Genomic DNA, 17479 nt, shown 5'->3' on the forward strand with positions numbered 1-17479 from the left:
AAGCCCAAATAAAAACGCCACTTCATCCCCAAACAGGATCAAGTGGCGTTCTTTTCATTTCAATCTTATGCTTGCGGTTGTGCTTCATAGCGTCTTTGCTTCTCATAGCGCTCACGATCTGATTTGTTCAGATATTTTTTGCGCAGACGAACGGATTGAGGTGTTACTTCGCACAGCTCATCGTCGTTCAGATATTCCAGTGCCTCTTCCAAGGACAACATGCGAGGAGCCTTCATTTTGACAGTCTCATCCTTGGTCGCAGAACGTACGTTGGTCGCATGCTTTTCTTTACATACGTTAACAACAAGATCGTTGTCACGGTTGTGCTCGCCCACGATCATGCCTTCGTATACTTCTGTACCTGGGTGAATGAACATGGTTCCGCGATCTTCTACGGACATCAAGCCATACGTGGTAGCTGTTCCTGTCTCATGGGAAATAAGTACCCCTGCGTGACGTCCTCCTACCGCTCCTGGTACAAGTGGACGATAGCTGTCGAAGGAGTGGTTAAGAATACCGTAACCGCGTGTAATCGTCAAGAACTCTGTACGATATCCGATCAAACCGCGGGATGGAATAATGAATTCCAGGCGAACTTGTCCGAAGCCGTTGTTGATCATGTTAACCATCTCGGCTTTACGTTGACCCAATGTCTCCATAACCGCCCCTGTGTACTCTTCAGGCACATCAATGATCAACAGCTCAGCCGGTTCCATTTTTTGGCCATCGATCATACGAATGATAACCTCAGGCTTGGACACGCCCAGCTCAAAGCCTTCACGACGCATGTTCTCAACCAAGATGGACAAGTGCAATTCACCGCGTCCGGAAACCACATACGCATCTGGCGAATCTGTTTCATCTACACGCAGAGATACATCTGTCTCCAGCTCAGCCATCAGACGATCACGCAGTTTGCGGGAAGTCACGTGCTTACCTTCGCGACCAGCAAACGGGCTGTTATTCACAAGGAATGTCATTTGCAGGGTAGGCTCGTCAATTTTCAGGAGTGGCAATGCCTCTGGATGATCAACGTGGCAAACGGTTTCCCCAACGTTGATATCGTCAATACCAGAAATCGCTACGATATCCCCTGCTCTTGCTGTTTTTTGCTCAACACGCTGCAAACCGGAGAATCCGAACAGCTTTTGAATCCGTGCCTTTTTCACTTCGCCTTCGCGTGTAGTGACAGATACCATTTCATTCAGGTTCATGGTACCGCGATAGATGCGGCCAATCCCAATACGACCCAAAAAGTCGTTGTAATCCAGCATGGTTACTTGCATTTGGAGCGGAGCAGATTCGTCTGCGTCAGGAGCAGGCATATGCTCTACGATGGTGTCAAACAGTGGGCGAAGGTCGCCTTCCAGCTTATCTGGCTCAAGTCCTGCAATCCCTTGCAGACCAGAAGCATATACGATCGGGAATTCCAGTTGGTCTTCCGTCGCATCCAGATCAATGAACAGGTCGTACACTTCGTTGATAACTTCTTGAGGACGTGCATTGTCGCGGTCTACTTTGTTCACGACAACGATAGGGGTAACTTTAGCTTCCAGCGCTTTTTTCAATACAAAGCGCGTTTGTGGCATACAGCCTTCGAAGGCGTCGACGATCAACAGAACGCCATCCACCATGCTCATGATACGCTCAACCTCGCCACCGAAGTCAGCATGGCCTGGTGTATCCAAGATGTTAATCGTGAAATCTTTGTATTTGACAGAAGTGGTTTTCGCCAGGATCGTAATTCCACGCTCGCGCTCCAGGTCGTTGGAGTCCATCATTCTCTCTTCTACCTGTTGGTTCGAGCGGAATGTGCCCGATTGGATCAAAAGTTTGTCAACCAGTGTGGTTTTTCCGTGGTCAACGTGGGCAATAATTGCAATGTTGCGTATGTCAAGACGCTTCATGTGAACCTCCTCTATTATGCATACCTTCCATATTAACAGGTAGTGAAACGCGGCACAATGGGCAGTTTTTTACGGGAGCCACTTCCAGAGTAAGAGACTTCGTTTTCGTCATACTAAGGAAAATGGAGGTGGCATACGTATGAAACGGAGTGGCCCGAAATGTTTGGTTGGCTTGCTTTTGATTGCAACCATGATGACCGGATGCGCAAGCTCGAACAGCCATCCAAAAAATCAAGCGCACACACAAAGTACCACCAATCAGCAGGCCCCGGGTGCCAGGACTAGCCTCGCTCATGATTATCATGCCTACACTGGCGGAATCAATGCCCGCAATTATCACAAAGGCTATACGGTCAATGGTTTCAATCAGGATTTGGCTGAACAGCTCACCTTGGTCGCAGATGAAGTGCCTGGTGTGGAACGTGCTACTGTTCTCGTAAGCGGCACAGATGCAGTCGTCGGAATTCGTGTTCGGAAAAACTTTGGCCCTGAGCAAACGCGCATAATCGAACAGCAAGTCCACTCAGCCGTTCGTTCACGTGTTCCCAACTTCTCGATCCAAGTAGCCTCCGACGCAGCCACATTTGATCGGATTCGTGCCATCCATGCAGATATTTATAAAGAAGCTACGCATCGGACCAATCAAGTTGATGTGAGACCCAACATGAATAGTCAGATCACCAATACATCCACGGAATTTCGTTCTCTGCTCCATGATATTGGCGGCAGAATTCCTACTGTCACTCCATGATGACAAATAGGAATCGAAGCTCCATATAAAAGAGGTGCGGTATCAGCCCGCACCTCTTGAAAACTTTTCCATTTGTTCCTTACTTTGCCGCTTCAACCAGTTTCATTTCTGGCTCAACAACTTGCAGTTCACCCAAACCACGAACTAATTTCTTCGCGTAAGTTTTTTCCGGCTTCAGCACGGATACCAAGTAGTCGATAGCGATTTGCGGATCAACGGTTTCCCCACACGTGTAGCAATCCAGGGCAGCAAAGCCGCGCTCAGGATACGTATGAATGGACAGGTGGCTTTCCGAGAGAAGAACCAGTACGGTAGCACCCTGAGGAGAAAACTGCTTCGCTTGCACACTCAGTACCGTAGCACCGCATGCCTCAGCAGCCTCAATCATTTCCTTTTTCAAAAATTCTGCGTCGTTCAACAAATCAAACTGAACTCCCCATGTGTCAACAGCAACGTGTCTTCCGAAAGTCGAATATTCCATCTTTCGGTTCCCCCTTCCTAACGAGTGTAATGTTAAACATCGCTAGGACCTGCGTCATTCACTAACGGGGGCGGTTTCCGTTGTTATCCACCCTTTAAAGTGAATCCTGGTTCCTAATCCTGTTTCCAACGAAAACAACAATACCATGCATCGGCCTAGTTTGACAATACCCTTTTTCAATAATCTATAAGAACAATACAAATAGGCTGACGGCTGTCTCGACAGAATGCGGAGCCGACGCCTGCTACAAGTGGCCCTCACCTATTATGAAATATGCTAAACTTTTAGAAATGAACCAGAATGGAGAGGATCACAACACATGATTACTATCCGTAATGCCAAAGCAGAAGATTTGCCAACATTAATCGCCATCGAGCACCTTTGCTTCTCACCAGATGAGGCTGCAACACAGGAAGCATTTGAGAAGCGTATTCGATTGATTCCTGACAGTTTTTTTGTAGCGGAAGCGGATGGGATCATTGCGGGTTTGGTCAATGGACCCGTCATCGAATCCACCTTCATTACCGATGATCTGTTTCAAACGATTAAAGAAAATCCGGCAACTGGCGGACATCAAACCATTTTAGGATTAGCGGTTTCTCCCGCTTACCAAAATCGCGGTATTGCCTCCATGCTCCTCGCACACCTGGAAGCCTCCGCAAGAGAGTCCAATCGTGAGACAATCACGCTTACGTGTAAGGAAAATTTGATTGGCTACTATGAAAGTCATGGATACCTCAACAACGGTGTTTCCAGCTCAGATCATGCTGGAGCCATTTGGTACAATATGAGCAAGCCATTACAATTGCGCTAAGTGAAGGGCAAATAGTAAAAGCGGGACCTCTTGTTAGGAGGAAACCCGCTTTTTGTTATTCGCTATGTGATCCAATAAAAAAGGGCGCACCAGGCACCCTTCTTTCACTAAACTTCTAATTCAAATAGACGTCGCGATAACGTTGCTAATCGAACATCAATTGCTGGAAGTTTTTCTGGGGCAGTTCTCTTTGCCCAATTACGCAAATCCAGCCATCGGTCCGTCTCTTGACGTAAGGACTCAATCTCCTGCTCGCTGCCATCCTGCTGGAACAAAGCCTCCAGCTCATTGGCCATGTGCAGAGAGTTATTTTCAAAGATGGACACTTCTTCGTCTCCGGTTAGCTCCTGAATGCTCACAACCGATCCTTGATCGTAGTGATACACCATTGTGAAGCCGTCATAAATCCGGTGGACAATTCCATAGCCTCGGAACGCTTTCATTGCTTTTCTCATAGCATTTGCCAACTGCCGATCTCGAATTAGATACGAGCTGTCGCATGAGTAGCGGCTACCAACCCGACAGAAATTCAATTGAATTTCTCCGGTCTTGTCATTCAAGATTACGTCACGATCGCCATTGTCACACACTTTGACTTGGACTGAAATGTGTTCATTGGTGAAAAGCGAAACGAACTGGTTCAGCTCTTCTTCATTCACCGTGAAATAGGCCTTGGCGTAATTAGTTGCTAAACGCTGTGCCATAAATATCTCCTCAATTCTTTTGGTTTGCATGGGCCGAGTACGACCGAACAGTTATCCAAAACAGAGGAGATACGCTAAGTATCAACAAAAGAACGCTGTAGAACCTGGCCTTGCCCTCCGCATCGAAAATCGATTTGGGTAATGAAGGCGGATCACCTACTTTTTGTTTTTCGCAAAAAAGCCATTTTTGACATCTTTATTATACCTCAGGTGCCCTCAAAAGTCTTGAGCAAAATGACGATGAATTTTAGCAAAAAACAGGAATATCCGCAATCAGAAGCAAGGAAATGAAAAGAACTCTCTGATTCATTCATATGCTTGCTGTTTCATTGAAATTCAGAGCCACTTATATCCCTGCGGTTGAGGTCATCGCTTTTTTGATCGCAGCCTGTTCTTCTTCAGACAAATGGTAGCTCGATGTTCCCTGCTCAAGCGGCTTGGCGTACACGCGAGATTCTTCTCGTCCAAAAATGCTGGTGATCACGACACCGTTCCCAGCGTCATCTGTTACCGCCAGCGAAAAGCTAAGATCACTGCCGACATCCCCGAAGGCATTGTAACGGATAATCGCTACTTTGCCGCATTGTGCTGCCATTCGTTGTGACAGACGATTGATGGCAAACTGCTGATCGTTATGCTGCTTTTTCATTTCCTCTACCTGATCCAGCAGTCTGTGCAAGCCTTCCTCGAGATTGGCTCCTCCCGTCCCTGTCATAATCCGGTTGATCGATTTCCTCAATCGATTGATCCGGACAGACTGCATAATCACGATCCATAACAGGATCAGTGTCAATGCGATGACGGCTAAAAGCAGGATCGCTACATTGGGGATTTGTGATAGGAATGCTTCCAAAACTTTTCTTCCTTTCCGGCGCGTTCGTAAATATGCTGTTAAAAACCTTCTTTATTGTACAACCGTCGAGCCTCCCATTCAAACAAGTCTTTCATAAAAACAACAATTACTACATTAGCGACTTTTCCATCAAAAAAAGCGACACCCTCATTTGTTTGAGATGTCGCTTTTTCATTCCGTATTCGTTTGTGTCAAACTCATCGTCCTTTGGCTATCCTCCAGTCTGCCTACGCTTCCAAAAGCAACATTTCCCGACGAAGCTGCTTTAATCGCTCCGTGGACTGCTTCATTTGACTTTGGTCTTTGGCTTGCATCGCGTCATACAACGTCGCCAGTTCATAATCCAACTCCAGACGCAGCACCGGGATGCGTTCTTCCGAGTCACGTCGTTTCATCGCGGCAATTACCTGATCCATCGTTACATTGCAAAATTTTTCATAGATCACTTTTTTCTCAGCTCCTTTTAATTCCACTATTCTGATAACTTCTCCGTACTGGATTTGCTTCAGCAAGACGCACTCTTCAAAAGTGACCTTGATCATGGCATGCCCTTTCGCCCGCTCTACGAAGTGGTACAGTACCAGTGCCACCCGAGAATCATTGACAGGAATGCCTGCAATGTGCAGCTTATAGGACCCGTTTAAACGCTGCATTTTCCAGTCGGATCGGCCATCTGTGGTGTTCACGAGGAGGTGAAACTGCTCGGGAGATTCTTTCCACGTGACGCTCACCCCTGCTTCCACCAGGGCCTGCACCATCGCGTGCAATGTTTTGCGGTCAAACCAAACTGCCAAATGAAAATACTCCAACTCCATGCCGAGATTCATCTTCTACAGGCCCCTCCCGTTGACAGAATACTCAGATATCGTTTTTTGCCGTAAGGGAGTGAGTGGTATATCATATTATTCAGACTTTAGTTTTGCTATTCATAAACTCGGCATGTATTTTTTTCCTGGATGGTATGATATCATATGGAGGATTCCAAGCTCCCTTGACGGGGACGATCGCCCTTTTCTTTCCAGTGGGGTTCGATGATGCTTAAAAGAGGTGTTTGTTACATGCCAACGTTTCCAGGTTTTCGTCAAGAAGATTTTGATGTTTTTGCCATCGATGGACTGGATGCCCGAATGGACGCAATCAAAACCAATATCCGTCCCAAATTCGAAGTACTCAGCCAACACTTTGCGCCCTTTCTCTCCGTAGCAACCGGGGATGAAATGTTTACGCACATAGCAAAACATGCACGCCGTACGGTGAACCCACCAGCTGATACGTGGGTTGCCTGGGCTAATGATAAACGCGGTTACAAAAAACATCCGCACTTTCAAATTGGCTTGTGGGGAACACATTTGTTCGTTTGGTACGCGGTAATTTACGAGTCTCCTTCCAAAGAGATCATCAGCCATGCGTTTAACAAGCATCTGGATGAGGTCATTGCGATGGTTCCGGAGCACTTTCACTGGTCCCCAGATCATATGCAACCAGCAAGTACGTCTCAAAAAGAATTGGGCACCGCTGGCGTGAAAAAGTTGGTGGACAGGCTTGCACAGGTAAAAAAAGCGGAGTTGCTCTGCGGAATTACCATTGACCGTCATGATCCAATTCTGGCAGACGGAGAAGCATTGGTGAGTCGTCTCGAAGAAACATTTGGCGTGTTGAGTAAGCTCTATACATTAGGAAATTCTCGTGGATAGACCGCCTCCCGCTTTCTTTATTTAAGTTATATGCAAAAGAACAGGTCCGCTTTCATTTGAAAAACGCAGGCCTGTTCTTTTGTTTTAGGAAAAAGACCGCAGTCGATCCAACGACTTGCTCACATCGCCAAACATGCGGTCAAACAATTGTTGGACACTTGGTACATCGTCAATCAATCCGATAACCTGACCAGCCCAACCAAAGCCGCGCTGGCTGTCGCCCTCATAAATAAAGGTGCAGTTGTTCTCTCCACTGATGAAGCTCTTTAACTGCTCGTAGCCTGCCCCTTCTTTCTCCATTTGTAGAATATGATCAGAGCCTGGTGTGCGAACGACCCTCGCAGGTGCCCCCAATGTGCGCTTGATAACAGCGGTATCGTGCTCCGTCCCAGCAACCAACGCCTCTTTATAGGCCGAATGGGCATGGACACACTCTTGCGTCGCAATAAATCGCGTTCCCATCTCCACACCTTCTGCACCGAGTGCAAGCGCTGCCAAAATTCCCCGACCATCACCGATGCCACCGCTAGCCAATACCGGAATTTTCACGGAATCCACCACACGCGGAATCAAAACAAACGTCCCGATATCATCTCGTCCCAGGTGCCCCCCACCTTCTTGACCAACAGCCATCACTGCATCCGCACCAATCGATTCTGCTTTTTGTGCTTGGCGGGCAGACGCAACCAAGACGAGCTTTTTGATGGGATGACCATCGAGTCTTCGCAGCAGCGGCTCTGGATTGCCTCCTGTCACCGAAACAGCCGCCACTCCTTCTTCAATCGCCACATCCAGCATTTCTTCATACGGCCGTCCGTGTTGACCAATTGCATAATTCACACCAAATGGTTTATCCGTCATTGTACGAACCTTGCGAATCTCCTCCCGCAGTGCACCCGCCGATGGCAAGGACATAGCCGTAATTTGACCGAGTCCCCCCGCATTTGACACAGCCGCAGCCAAGTCTGCGTAAGCCAAATATGCCAAGCCACCTTGAACTACTGGATATGTTATTTGAAGTAGCTCCGTTACTCTCGTTTTCATCCTTTTATCACCCCGTGTAAATGTCCTTCTCGGCTTACAGGCCAAACTCCTGCCGCCACACGTAAACCTGAATAAAAATTCGCTTGCTTTCCCCCCCTATTTTGCTATACTCAATTTGTTTGTTTTTCCCCTTATTATTCTTGATTAGTAAAGTGAGGCGATCGTAGTGAGACAAATGAAAACTCCTTTGTTCAGCGGGTTGTTGGAGCACGCCAACCGGAACCCGATTCAATTTCACATTCCGGGCCATAAGAAGGGTATGGGTATGCATCCGGCATTTCGCGAGTTCATCGGGGACAACGCTCTTTCGATAGACCTCATCAACATTGCGCCATTGGATGACTTGCATCACCCGAAGGCAATGATTAAAGAAGCACAAGATTTGGCAGCCGAGGCATTCGGCGCTGACCATACATTCTTTTCCGTGCAAGGTACAAGCGGTGCCATCATGGCGATGATTATGGCGACCTGCAGTCCTGGCGACAAAATTATCGTACCGCGTAACGTACACAAATCGATTATGTCGGCGATTATTTTCGCAGGAGCAGTCCCAATCTTTATTCACCCTGCCATGGACGAGCGTCTGGGTATTTCTCACGGGATCACAGTGAAGGCCGTGCAAAAAGCACTGGAAGCCCATCCTGATGCTGCTGCCTTGTTGGTGATTAACCCGACGTACTTCGGTATTGCAGGTGACCTGCGTGAAATCGTGCGGGCTGCCCATAACTATGAAATTCCTGTATTGGTCGACGAAGCTCATGGTGTGCATATTCATTTCCACGAGGAACTGCCAATTTCGGCCATGCAAGCTGGTGCCGACATGGCAGCGACCAGCGTACACAAGCTGGGTGGCTCTTTGACTCAAACGTCGATCTTGAATGTACGGGAAGGGCTCGTCGATGTCGATCGGGTGAAAACAGTCATGAGTATGCTCACGACGACCTCGACTTCTTACATCTTCCTCGCGTCGTTGGATATGGCCCGTCAGCATTTGGCCCTCAATGGAAAAATGCTCGCTGATCAAGCGATGGAACTGGCAGCAAAAGCCCGGGATATGATTAACGAAATCCCGCGCATCTACTGCGTTGGCAAGGAGATTCTTGGAAAGCCTGCGACTTTTGCAATGGACCCAACCAAGCTCCTCATCCACGTACGCGATCTCGGAATCACTGGATGGGAAGTCGAGAACTGGCTGCGTGACAAGTACAACATTGAGGTAGAGATGAGCGATCTGTACAACATCCTCTGCTTCGTTACTGCCGGAGATACGGAAGAATCCATCCGTGCGCTGGTAAATGGCTTGCGTGATTTGTCCGTTGAATTTTCGCACGTACAAGCAGAAGACAAGCCGACGATCTCACTGCCGAATATCCCTATGCTGTCCACCACCCCACGCGAAGCTTTCTATGCAGAAACAGAGACAATTCCGTTGGCAGAAGCAGCAGGTCGAGTCATCACCGAGTTTATCATGGTGTATCCTCCAGGCATCCCGATCTTCCTTCCCGGGGAAGTAATCACCGAGGAAAATATCGCGTACATTCAGGAAAACATTCGGGTCGGATTACCCGTACAAGGTCCTGAAGATGAGACACTGAAAACGATCAAAGTCGTAAAAAGACAAACCGCCATTTCTGGCTAAGCGATCCGAAACGAAACATAGCTGCCCTCTTTCTCGAGAGAGCAGCTTTTTTATTTTTTATGCAAACATTTTGAGATAAGATGGAAATGGGAAAAATCAGGAAAGTAGGCGATCCTGCCATGCCAGACTGGTCGTATCAAACGTTGTTTCGGCCACTTCTCTTTCTCATGCCACCCGAACGAGCCCGGTCGATTACCTTGCAGTCAATTGGTACATTGGCCAAAATTCCGGGTGGTCCGTTCATCATTGAATGGATGGGACATATGGAGCCTCCCTCACATCTCTCCAGAACAATTGGCCCAGTCACGTTCCCTACTCCAGTCGGGTTGGGTGCCGGGTTGGACCCGGAATGCATTGCCATTCAAGCGCTGTCCAAATTCGGTTTCGGATTTCTCGAGCTGGGACCTGTGTCCAAAGAACCGATTGATTCCCGCGGCACCATTCAACGTGACATTGCCGCAATGAATATCCACTACCCCTGTCTTTTGGTAAATAATGGGATACACACCCTTCAGAGGCGCTTGGAGGGGGCTTCTGGCATTAAAATTCCGATCGGAGTCAGATTGGCCTGCCAACCAAAAGTCGGCCTGAGAGAAGCCACGGAAGAGCTTCAGGAGCTGATCGACAAATTGGAGCGTTTTTGTTCGTTTTTCACGATTGACACGCGGGCGAATATAGGACAGCCAGAATGGAGCCACACAGCGTGGAAGGAGCATTTTTCCTGTTTGCGTAACCAAACGGATCTCCCCCTCTTGCTAGCGATCCCTCCGAGCCTTGCTGAACCGGAAGCGCTCCCGATTCTTACCTCGGCAAAAGAAGCAGGACTCAACGGTCTAGTTGTCGCTGGAGGCATCATTCAGGAAGATTCACCATGTGCGAACAACACTGTTTATACCACGGGGAGGAGTTCACACGAGCAAGCCGTCAAATTTGTCTCCTGGGCACGGGAACAGTGGTCAGATGCCCTTATCATTGGATCAGGCGGAATTCTGGAACCACAAGATGCTCTGACCTTTCTTGCAGCGGGTGCCGATTTTGTGCAGTTGCATAGCGGCTTGGTCTATTCTGGACCCGGCTTGCCAAAACGAATTAACGAAGCCATCTTGCAAACACAACCAGAAGCTGATCCTCCTCAAGAAAAGCGACCTGCTTTTTTATTTCCTTCATGGGTATGGGGGATCTTGTTGGGCGTGGGCATGATGATCGGTGGGGCACTTGCTTGGCTGGTCGCCGCAACAACTGTCGTTCTCCCCTACGACGTACGCTTTCTTGGGATGTCAGCCGACCAGCTCACGCTCTTAAATCCGCAAATTCTCTCTTTCATGTCCCATGATCGGATTAGTCTGGCAGGAACGATGATATCCATAGGAATTTTGTATAGCCAACTAGCTTACCATGGCCTGCGCAAAGATATTCACTGGACGCGGACCATCTTGCTCGTCTCCGGCTCCGTTGGGTTTTCCAGCTTCTTTTTATTTATTGGATACGGGTACTTTGATTACGTGCACGCGATTTTAGCGCTCATGTTGTTTCCCTTGTTTTTGCTCGCATTACGAACTCCAGCAACCGTTCATTTGACGCGCCTACCGCCACAGCTTCACAACGATCAGGATTGGCGAATGGCTCTATGGGGACAATTGCTGTTTGTCATCATCGGATTTGGTTTGACAGGGGCTGGTATCATCATTTCGATCATCGGCGTCACGGGTGTCTTCGTTTCTTCCGACCTCGTCTTTCTCTGCGTGTCTGCCGATACCTTGCAGTCTTACAATGAGCGATTAATTCCGGTTATCGCTCATGACCGTGCTGGCTTTGGCGGGGCATTAGTTTCGAATGGCTTGGCTGTCTTGCTGATTAGCCTTTGGGGTATCAGGCGAGGAGAAGCGTGGATTTGGTGGACATTGTTTTTAGCAGGCATTCCGGGCTTCGTTTCTGGCATTGGCATACATTTTACTGTTGGCTATGTTGATTTTATTCATCTCTTGCCCGCTTATGTTGCCGTTATTTTATTTCTCGTAGCACTCGTACTTTTGAAGCCGTATTTATGCCGGACATAAATGAAAACAGACGAAAGAAATTCTTTCGTCTGTTTTTCTCTCATGGAGCCTGACTCGATTTATTCAGAATCAGTCCTCGTCTTCCTCATCATCTTCGTCGTCATCATCGTCACCCGGAGCGAACGCCAATGTGTAGACGTAAGGAGCTTTGTCGCGATCATCTATCCAGACAATGCGATTTCCACCCATGCGCGGGCTTTCCATTTCCGCATCATCATCCCACTCGATATCGCTAAATGCCCCCTCTTCGAAATCATACAGCTCAAAGTAGAACTGCTTGCCTTTTCCGGACAGACGATTGTCTTCGAATAAAATCATATTTCGTGAAGCCTGTGGATTTTTTTGGTCACCTTCCGTATAACGTAGCAGCGGATTGACTTTTTGGCGGTCGATGTTGTAATAATACAAATCCCAACCTGTTTTGGAATTGCCAGTATCTTCGCTCCAAACTACGAAATCATCGCCAATCTCTGCTTTCTCCACTTTTACGTTTTTACGAATTTCTCTTTCTCTATCTCCCTCGATATCGTAGAGAACGATCGTTGCATTCTTTTTGCCTTCTTGGACTACCCAGGTTGCATAGTCCTGATAAATATCAACGCTTAACGGTTCATCTTTCAGCCTTGATACCTCAGTATGCTTTCCAGTGGACAGATTTGTGATGATCACTTCCGCTCTGCGATCGACATTGACCCACAATAGATGTTCTCCGTCGACTTCATAAAACTTTTCACTCGGCTTCTGGTCATCATCTTCGTTTGTGATCTGGGTTTGGACGCCTTTACGAATATCGTAGGAGAAGAGTGCGTCTTCCCGCTGATCATACCAAACAACATAACGAGAACTTACGACAGGACGAGCTGCATCGTGATCTGAACTACTGATGGCTTTGCTCGTTCCTTTTACCATATCGTAAAGAACAATAGCATTGTTATTCTTAGACTTTGATACATATGCGACATAACGATCGTGACCAGCTGGATCAATAGGATCACCACCTACATTACCCAGCGGAACTTGCTCTTTTTCGTCCAGATCATACAGGTGAAGCTGGAGCTTTTTATTACTGTCCTTTTTCGCATACAAAACGTAGTCGCCAAAAATTCTCGGCCCTACATTTCCATAAAGGTTGGAGTCAATCTTCTTTTTGGACGATTTATCAACGGTACGATAGATCAGATCATTACCATCAGCATACACATAATCGTCTTTGTACGTATGTACAAATTCTTTGTCGTTCGAACCGTTCGTCAATTCTTTGTTTCTGCCATTGCTGATGGTATGCACGTAAATTTGATTATAGGAGCGATTCTCATACAAAATTTTATTCGTGGAAAGAGTAGGACGCCCTTGATCACCTTTTTGGACGACAGCCGCCTTTTCTTCTTTGGCTTTGATATCGTAATAGTAAATATCGCTGTTGCCATCACGTTCATCTTCCCATGCGACATAAGCGTCGCTTACAACCGGGTTGCTTGCTTTTCCACTCGCAGATACGACCTCTGTATCGCCTGTAGAAATTTTGTACAGATAAACATCCCCGTTATCTGTCCAGACAACGTTTTTATCCCCGATCTCCACACCATCGACAGATGCTGACCCGTCTGACAAACGGGTTTCTTTTTCCTTCGCGATGTCATACAAGTAGACTTCAGAACCTCCGTCACGGGAGTCGATCCACACGACATAATCACCATCGACTTTTGGATTCGTCTTTTCAGATTCCTTGTCGCCAATTTGTGTTTGCGTACCTTTATCGAGATTGTAGAGGGTTACAGTTTCTTCCCCTTCAACCATCCACACGGCATATTTTTTGGAAATGTCGTAACCGGCTCCGGAAATTTCAGGCTTGCTTGCGTCGATTTTTTCTTCATCACCAATACTGTAGGCAAGCGCCGGTGTCCCGCTCCACAGAGATGTGACCAAAAGTGCAGCGGCCAGCATTCCCTGCATCGGTTTTCGCTTCATGAAACAATTCCTCCTTTTACAACGATTTTCACACTTCTCCATTATCCTCCATACGGAAAAGGTTGTCAAAAAAAACAGGCCTCAACATGGGCCCGTTGACTATTTTTTATTCTTTTTCCTGTCTTTCCCCAGGTCGGCAGTCACAGTTGCACACCGCATAAAGTGTTTTCACTGAATTACATTCAAAATGCTCGATGATGGTTCCGCAAGTCTGACATACGATAGTTCCCATCTATGTCCCCTCCGCATTCAATTGATTCACATATTTCCACAAATGTTATGTTACATTCATCTTAATATGCTACGTCATTCGGAGTCAAGATGCATTTGTTGATAATTAGTATGTCACATTAATTCGATATATTGTCATTCAACCAGCTCACGATTTTTTGCAAGACTTCTTCCTTTTCAGGCTCATTCAAAATTTCGTGTCGCAAGCCCGCGAATCGTTCAAACGTCTGTCTGTCTGAAAGACCCGCTGTAAACTGTTCCACTGCATCCGCATCTACCAATGAATCAGCACCAGCTTGCAAAACAAGGACAGGATGCTTGATTTGACTTCTTTCCGCCCACGCCTTTTCCATAGAGCGATTCAATTCCGTGAACCATCTGACACTTACCTTGGAATAATTGAGCGGATCGTTCTGATAAGCAGCCTGAACCGCTTCGTCACGGGATACCATGTCGGGAGTGATTCCATTCGGCATGACAAGTGTTGGCCAGACCCGATCGAGAAACTGCGCCAATTTCTCCTTCCACGCCGGAACAGTCAGTTTGAGCTTCAAGCATGGAGAGGTGAGAATTAACCCTGCCAACTCTTTGCTCCGCTCATCCGTCTGAATAAAGCGAGTCGCAATGAGACCACCCAGACTATGCCCCATTAAACATACAGGCTTCTCTCCTGACGCATCGGCAAGAGCGGTACTCGTCCACTCACGTACACGGGACAAATAGTCTTCGAATGATTGAATATGCCCCCGTCTCCCAGGAGAGCGCCCCCATCCCGGCAAATCTTCCGCATATACATCCCAACCTGCCTGATTAAAATAAGCCGCTACATGCCCATAACGCCCATGATGCTCTCCCGTTCCATGGACGAGAACAATCGCTCCCTGAGAATCTTTGGCCGACCATTTATGTACACCCATTCTCCCTGTTCCTCCTACTGCTTGATTTCTTTCGATTATACTAAAAACGGAAGGCCGTATTTTACGAAAAAAACTAAAACGAGCAGAAGATAAACTTCTGCTCGTTACCTAATACTGATTTTCTTCAAATGGAATGGATGGTAAATGTTCCTGGAAAAACTCAGCAAGCGCGACGGCCTCGTTCTCTGAATCCAGCCTGAAAATTTTTTGCAGGTATCCTGGATTCACCGCATCTTCAGAACTGAGAAGAGTCGATTGCCCTGTCTGCATACAGATCACCAACGGCTTCCCATAAAACTTGTGTGTAAATACCATGCCAAAGTCGTATCGTGTTCCCTCTGAAATAAAACCGAGAAAACGTACATTAGCATTCTCCGAAACGTCGTATAAGTGGTCGTAGTGCTCCATCAGCAATCCCTCCTCAACAGTATTTTGGCCTCCGAATTTCGTGAAATATTCGGATTATTCACTAGTATAAGCGAAAAATCACGTTTTTGCCACCCAAACAGCATCATTTACCAGACGCGTTGGGTTAATGACCCTGTCTTCCCCTTCTTGAATCCATCTTACTTTTTCGGCACCATGCAACGATTGCGCGACAAAGGAAAGGCATTCAAAGAACAGTTCAACTACTGCTGTACTGTATCGTTCCTCCATTTTCTCCAATGCATACGTCAATCTAAAAATATCTGGTACACTTCTTCGACTGGCTTCCAATACTTCTTTTCCTTTTTCAGTCGGGTATACGTGAACCACCCGCCCATCCAACTCCGACTTTTCGATGGTCACCATGCCTTTCTCCATTAATTTCTTGATATGAATGACAATCGAAGAGGGATGCCAGAAGGTCCAATCTGCAATTTGTGTGACGCGTACACCTTCATAACAGTAGATGATCCAGAGAATGTTTAACTGTACGGAAGAATCCAATTCGGCTTCCTTCGCTGCCCGCTCCCAGTCTTCTTTGTTCACCACATCGATGGCGCGCATGGTGTTTAAAGCTTCGAATACATGTCTAATTGAGGCCTCCTGCATGCGTATATTCCTCCATGATCCTTTATCGTTCATCTAACGGCATATAAATATGATATATATTTTACACTTTTCAGAAAAAACACGCAATTGTTTTTGGTCGCCAACTGCCTCATTGCCAAAGAGTGGAAGACAATGCTACACTAAACGCACAGAATACCGGTACTAGGAGTGAGTGCAGTCGTGAAACTTCAATCGGCCTACATCTATTTCGTTGATGGTTCTACCGCAGCATCTGCAAGTATTGACGACGTGAAAGCCAAGTTTACGCGATACGTTGACATGACAACAAAAACAGGAAAGCAGTTGGGCTGGACCTATGCTGACGCCGCTTTCCCCTACACCCTAGAAGAACGCCCGGAAGGAAAGGAATCATGGTTCCTTCTCAAAGGAAAAGACCCTAATATGTACAAAGCCATCGTTGTTGGAGTCGGGAGCAAAAATGAAAACGGTTCCGAAAAGCACTACATACAAGTGTCCCTCCCTGAATCTGCGACGCATGGCGATAAAAACAAGGCAAATGAGTACTGTCGATACTTGGCACGTGATTATAAAGCAGAGCTCCACCTCTTCAACAAGCGCATTCAATATTTCCAACCTCGAAAGCCATAAAGAAAAATGGAAAAACAGTCGAGAAATTTCGACTGTTTTTCATGTTCAGGCCTATTCCCTCTGACCTCTTTTTTTCATACGAATAACAAAGAGAGGAAAGAGGTGAGCTTATGGATGCGCAAGCCTTTATTCAGTTGGTTGCTGACCATGCCAGGAAGACTTATTTGAACGATCGTCTCTTCCCCTCCATTATCATAGCGCAAGCCATACTCGAATCTGGTTGGGGTGAAAAAGTACCTGTTGACCCTGCCACTGGAACATCCTCGTACAACCTCTTTGGAATAAAGGGAGTGGGACCTGCAGGCTCTGTCACCATCGAAAGCAAAGAGGTGGAAAACGGAAAGACCGTTATACGTACTTCCCAGTTCCGCGCTTATGAAAATTACCAGCAATCCATGGAAGACCATGCCCAATTTTTACGTAAGCCCGCTTATAAAAACGTGCTGGCAGCCACAACTCCCGCACAAGCCGCGCAAGCCTTAGAAGAAGCCGGCTACGCTACTGATCCTGCGTATGCTGAAAAACTGACGCGCCTCATTCAGACGTACAACTTGACCCAGTACGATCAATTCGTTCCAGAAGATCCACAATCGTTACCTCCCTGGAAACTGGATCTGGGCAATCGTGCGCTACAGGAGGGCTTGCTGACATCCCCTGAATGGCTAGATAAGTTAGATGAACCAATGCCAGTATGGGCTGTTTTAGCGGTTGCCCTGCGACTGCTGGACAAACAGCGAGAGAAGCCGTGAGTCCATAAATAACAATCAAAAGCCCC

The 17479-nt window shown here is 47.1% G+C and carries 18 protein-coding genes; 7 read left to right on the plus strand and 11 right to left on the minus strand.

The window, feature by feature from the left end:
* Positions 1-65: 65 nt before the first annotated feature.
* Positions 66-1907, minus strand: a complete 1842-nt coding sequence (gene typA, locus KB186_RS07815; RefSeq protein ID WP_048033790.1) for a translational GTPase TypA — start codon at positions 1905-1907, stop codon at positions 66-68.
* A gap of 139 nt (positions 1908-2046) precedes the next feature.
* Here typA and KB186_RS07820 point away from each other — a divergent pair, with 139 nt between their 5' ends.
* A complete protein-coding gene (locus tag KB186_RS07820) occupies positions 2047-2658 on the plus strand; it encodes a YhcN/YlaJ family sporulation lipoprotein (RefSeq protein ID WP_232773353.1) in 612 nt (203 codons plus the stop codon).
* Between the two features lie 79 nt (positions 2659-2737).
* On the opposite strand, the gene speD is transcribed toward KB186_RS07820, so the two are convergent.
* Positions 2738-3139, minus strand: coding sequence for an adenosylmethionine decarboxylase (gene speD, locus KB186_RS07825; RefSeq protein WP_007723244.1), 402 nt, complete (start codon positions 3137-3139; stop codon positions 2738-2740).
* Positions 3140-3458: 319 nt separating this feature from the next.
* On the opposite strand from speD, the gene KB186_RS07830 reads away from it, so the two are divergent.
* Complete coding sequence (locus KB186_RS07830; RefSeq protein ID WP_221869087.1) at positions 3459-3953, plus strand: GNAT family N-acetyltransferase; 495 nt, start codon at positions 3459-3461, stop codon at positions 3951-3953.
* Between the two features lie 107 nt (positions 3954-4060).
* Here the strand turns inward: KB186_RS07830 and KB186_RS07835 are convergent, their stop codons facing one another.
* The 3 genes from KB186_RS07835 to KB186_RS07845 all read right to left on the minus strand — a co-directional run bounded on the left by KB186_RS07835 (position 4061) and on the right by KB186_RS07845 (position 6337).
* Positions 4061-4657, minus strand: a complete 597-nt coding sequence (locus tag KB186_RS07835) for a hypothetical protein (protein WP_173608243.1) — start codon at positions 4655-4657, stop codon at positions 4061-4063.
* Positions 4658-5003: 346 nt separating this feature from the next.
* The gene (locus tag KB186_RS07840) at positions 5004-5510 is read right to left on the minus strand and encodes a DUF4446 family protein (RefSeq protein WP_221869086.1); all 507 of its coding nucleotides are present in this window, start codon (positions 5508-5510) and stop codon (positions 5004-5006) included.
* 227 nt (positions 5511-5737) lie between these two features.
* Positions 5738-6337 carry a hypothetical protein gene (locus KB186_RS07845; protein WP_048033797.1) on the minus strand — a complete coding sequence of 200 codons (600 nt, stop codon included), beginning with the start codon at positions 6335-6337 and terminating at the stop codon, positions 5738-5740.
* Positions 6338-6568: 231 nt separating this feature from the next.
* Here KB186_RS07845 and KB186_RS07850 point away from each other — a divergent pair, with 231 nt between their 5' ends.
* A complete protein-coding gene (locus KB186_RS07850; RefSeq protein ID WP_173608245.1) occupies positions 6569-7204 on the plus strand; it encodes a YktB family protein in 636 nt (211 codons plus the stop codon).
* Between the two features lie 84 nt (positions 7205-7288).
* Here KB186_RS07850 and KB186_RS07855 read toward each other — a convergent pair whose 3' ends face one another.
* Positions 7289-8293, minus strand: a complete 1005-nt coding sequence (locus tag KB186_RS07855; protein ID WP_396021479.1) for an NAD(P)H-dependent flavin oxidoreductase — start codon at positions 8291-8293, stop codon at positions 7289-7291.
* A 121-nt stretch (positions 8294-8414) separates the two neighbouring features.
* Between KB186_RS07855 and KB186_RS07860 the strand changes: the two genes are divergently transcribed.
* The gene (locus KB186_RS07860) at positions 8415-9887 is read left to right on the plus strand and encodes an aminotransferase class I/II-fold pyridoxal phosphate-dependent enzyme (RefSeq protein ID WP_173608247.1); all 1473 of its coding nucleotides are present in this window, start codon (positions 8415-8417) and stop codon (positions 9885-9887) included.
* Between the two features lie 86 nt (positions 9888-9973).
* A complete protein-coding gene (locus tag KB186_RS07865) occupies positions 9974-11944 on the plus strand; it encodes a beta/alpha barrel domain-containing protein (RefSeq protein WP_232773354.1) in 1971 nt (656 codons plus the stop codon).
* 69 nt (positions 11945-12013) lie between these two features.
* Here KB186_RS07865 and KB186_RS07870 read toward each other — a convergent pair whose 3' ends face one another.
* The 5 genes from KB186_RS07870 to KB186_RS07890 all read right to left on the minus strand — a co-directional run bounded on the left by KB186_RS07870 (position 12014) and on the right by KB186_RS07890 (position 16095).
* Positions 12014-13912 (minus strand): hypothetical protein, encoded by a 1899-nt coding sequence (locus KB186_RS07870; protein ID WP_173608248.1) that lies wholly within the window; start codon positions 13910-13912, stop codon positions 12014-12016.
* Between the two features lie 106 nt (positions 13913-14018).
* On the minus strand, positions 14019-14144 hold the full coding sequence (locus KB186_RS07875) for a GapA-binding peptide SR1P (protein ID WP_007723214.1): 126 nt from the start codon (positions 14142-14144) through the stop codon (positions 14019-14021).
* A 118-nt stretch (positions 14145-14262) separates the two neighbouring features.
* Positions 14263-15060 carry an alpha/beta hydrolase gene (locus KB186_RS07880; protein WP_173608249.1) on the minus strand — a complete coding sequence of 266 codons (798 nt, stop codon included), beginning with the start codon at positions 15058-15060 and terminating at the stop codon, positions 14263-14265.
* Positions 15061-15168: 108 nt separating this feature from the next.
* Positions 15169-15468, minus strand: a complete 300-nt coding sequence (locus KB186_RS07885) for a DUF3055 domain-containing protein (RefSeq protein WP_015892160.1) — start codon at positions 15466-15468, stop codon at positions 15169-15171.
* 78 nt (positions 15469-15546) lie between these two features.
* The gene (locus KB186_RS07890) at positions 15547-16095 is read right to left on the minus strand and encodes a MarR family winged helix-turn-helix transcriptional regulator (RefSeq protein ID WP_007723208.1); all 549 of its coding nucleotides are present in this window, start codon (positions 16093-16095) and stop codon (positions 15547-15549) included.
* A 180-nt stretch (positions 16096-16275) separates the two neighbouring features.
* Between KB186_RS07890 and KB186_RS07895 the strand changes: the two genes are divergently transcribed.
* On the plus strand, positions 16276-16704 hold the full coding sequence (locus tag KB186_RS07895; protein ID WP_221869085.1) for a DUF1885 family protein: 429 nt from the start codon (positions 16276-16278) through the stop codon (positions 16702-16704).
* A gap of 110 nt (positions 16705-16814) precedes the next feature.
* Complete coding sequence (locus KB186_RS07900) at positions 16815-17453, plus strand: glycoside hydrolase family 73 protein (protein ID WP_232773355.1); 639 nt, start codon at positions 16815-16817, stop codon at positions 17451-17453.
* Positions 17454-17479: the final 26 nt, after the last annotated feature.

It is taken from the genome of Brevibacillus sp. AF8 (genome assembly GCF_021270385.1).
GTDB lineage: Bacteria > Bacillota > Bacilli > Brevibacillales > Brevibacillaceae > Brevibacillus.

Bases quoted from the DNA above. Each gene is read 5' to 3' on its own strand.
- typA (WP_048033790.1), bottom strand. From the start codon at position 1,907: ATGAAGCGTCTTGACATACGCAACATTGCAATTATTGCCCACGTTGAC.
- KB186_RS07820 (WP_232773353.1), top strand. From the start codon at position 2,047: ATGAAACGGAGTGGCCCGAAATGTTTGGTTGGCTTGCTTTTGATTGCA.
- speD (WP_007723244.1), bottom strand. From the start codon at position 3,139: ATGGAATATTCGACTTTCGGAAGACACGTTGCTGTTGACACATGGGGA.
- KB186_RS07830 (WP_221869087.1), top strand. From the start codon at position 3,459: ATGATTACTATCCGTAATGCCAAAGCAGAAGATTTGCCAACATTAATC.
- KB186_RS07835 (WP_173608243.1), bottom strand. From the start codon at position 4,657: ATGGCACAGCGTTTAGCAACTAATTACGCCAAGGCCTATTTCACGGTG.
- KB186_RS07845 (WP_048033797.1), bottom strand. From the start codon at position 6,337: ATGAATCTCGGCATGGAGTTGGAGTATTTTCATTTGGCAGTTTGGTTT.
- KB186_RS07850 (WP_173608245.1), top strand. From the start codon at position 6,569: ATGCCAACGTTTCCAGGTTTTCGTCAAGAAGATTTTGATGTTTTTGCC.
- KB186_RS07865 (WP_232773354.1), top strand. From the start codon at position 9,974: ATGGGAAAAATCAGGAAAGTAGGCGATCCTGCCATGCCAGACTGGTCG.
- KB186_RS07870 (WP_173608248.1), bottom strand. From the start codon at position 13,912: ATGAAGCGAAAACCGATGCAGGGAATGCTGGCCGCTGCACTTTTGGTC.
- KB186_RS07875 (WP_007723214.1), bottom strand. From the start codon at position 14,144: ATGGGAACTATCGTATGTCAGACTTGCGGAACCATCATCGAGCATTTT.
- KB186_RS07880 (WP_173608249.1), bottom strand. From the start codon at position 15,060: ATGGGTGTACATAAATGGTCGGCCAAAGATTCTCAGGGAGCGATTGTT.
- KB186_RS07885 (WP_015892160.1), bottom strand. From the start codon at position 15,468: ATGGAGCACTACGACCACTTATACGACGTTTCGGAGAATGCTAATGTA.
- KB186_RS07890 (WP_007723208.1), bottom strand. From the start codon at position 16,095: ATGCAGGAGGCCTCAATTAGACATGTATTCGAAGCTTTAAACACCATG.
- KB186_RS07900 (WP_232773355.1), top strand. From the start codon at position 16,815: ATGGATGCGCAAGCCTTTATTCAGTTGGTTGCTGACCATGCCAGGAAG.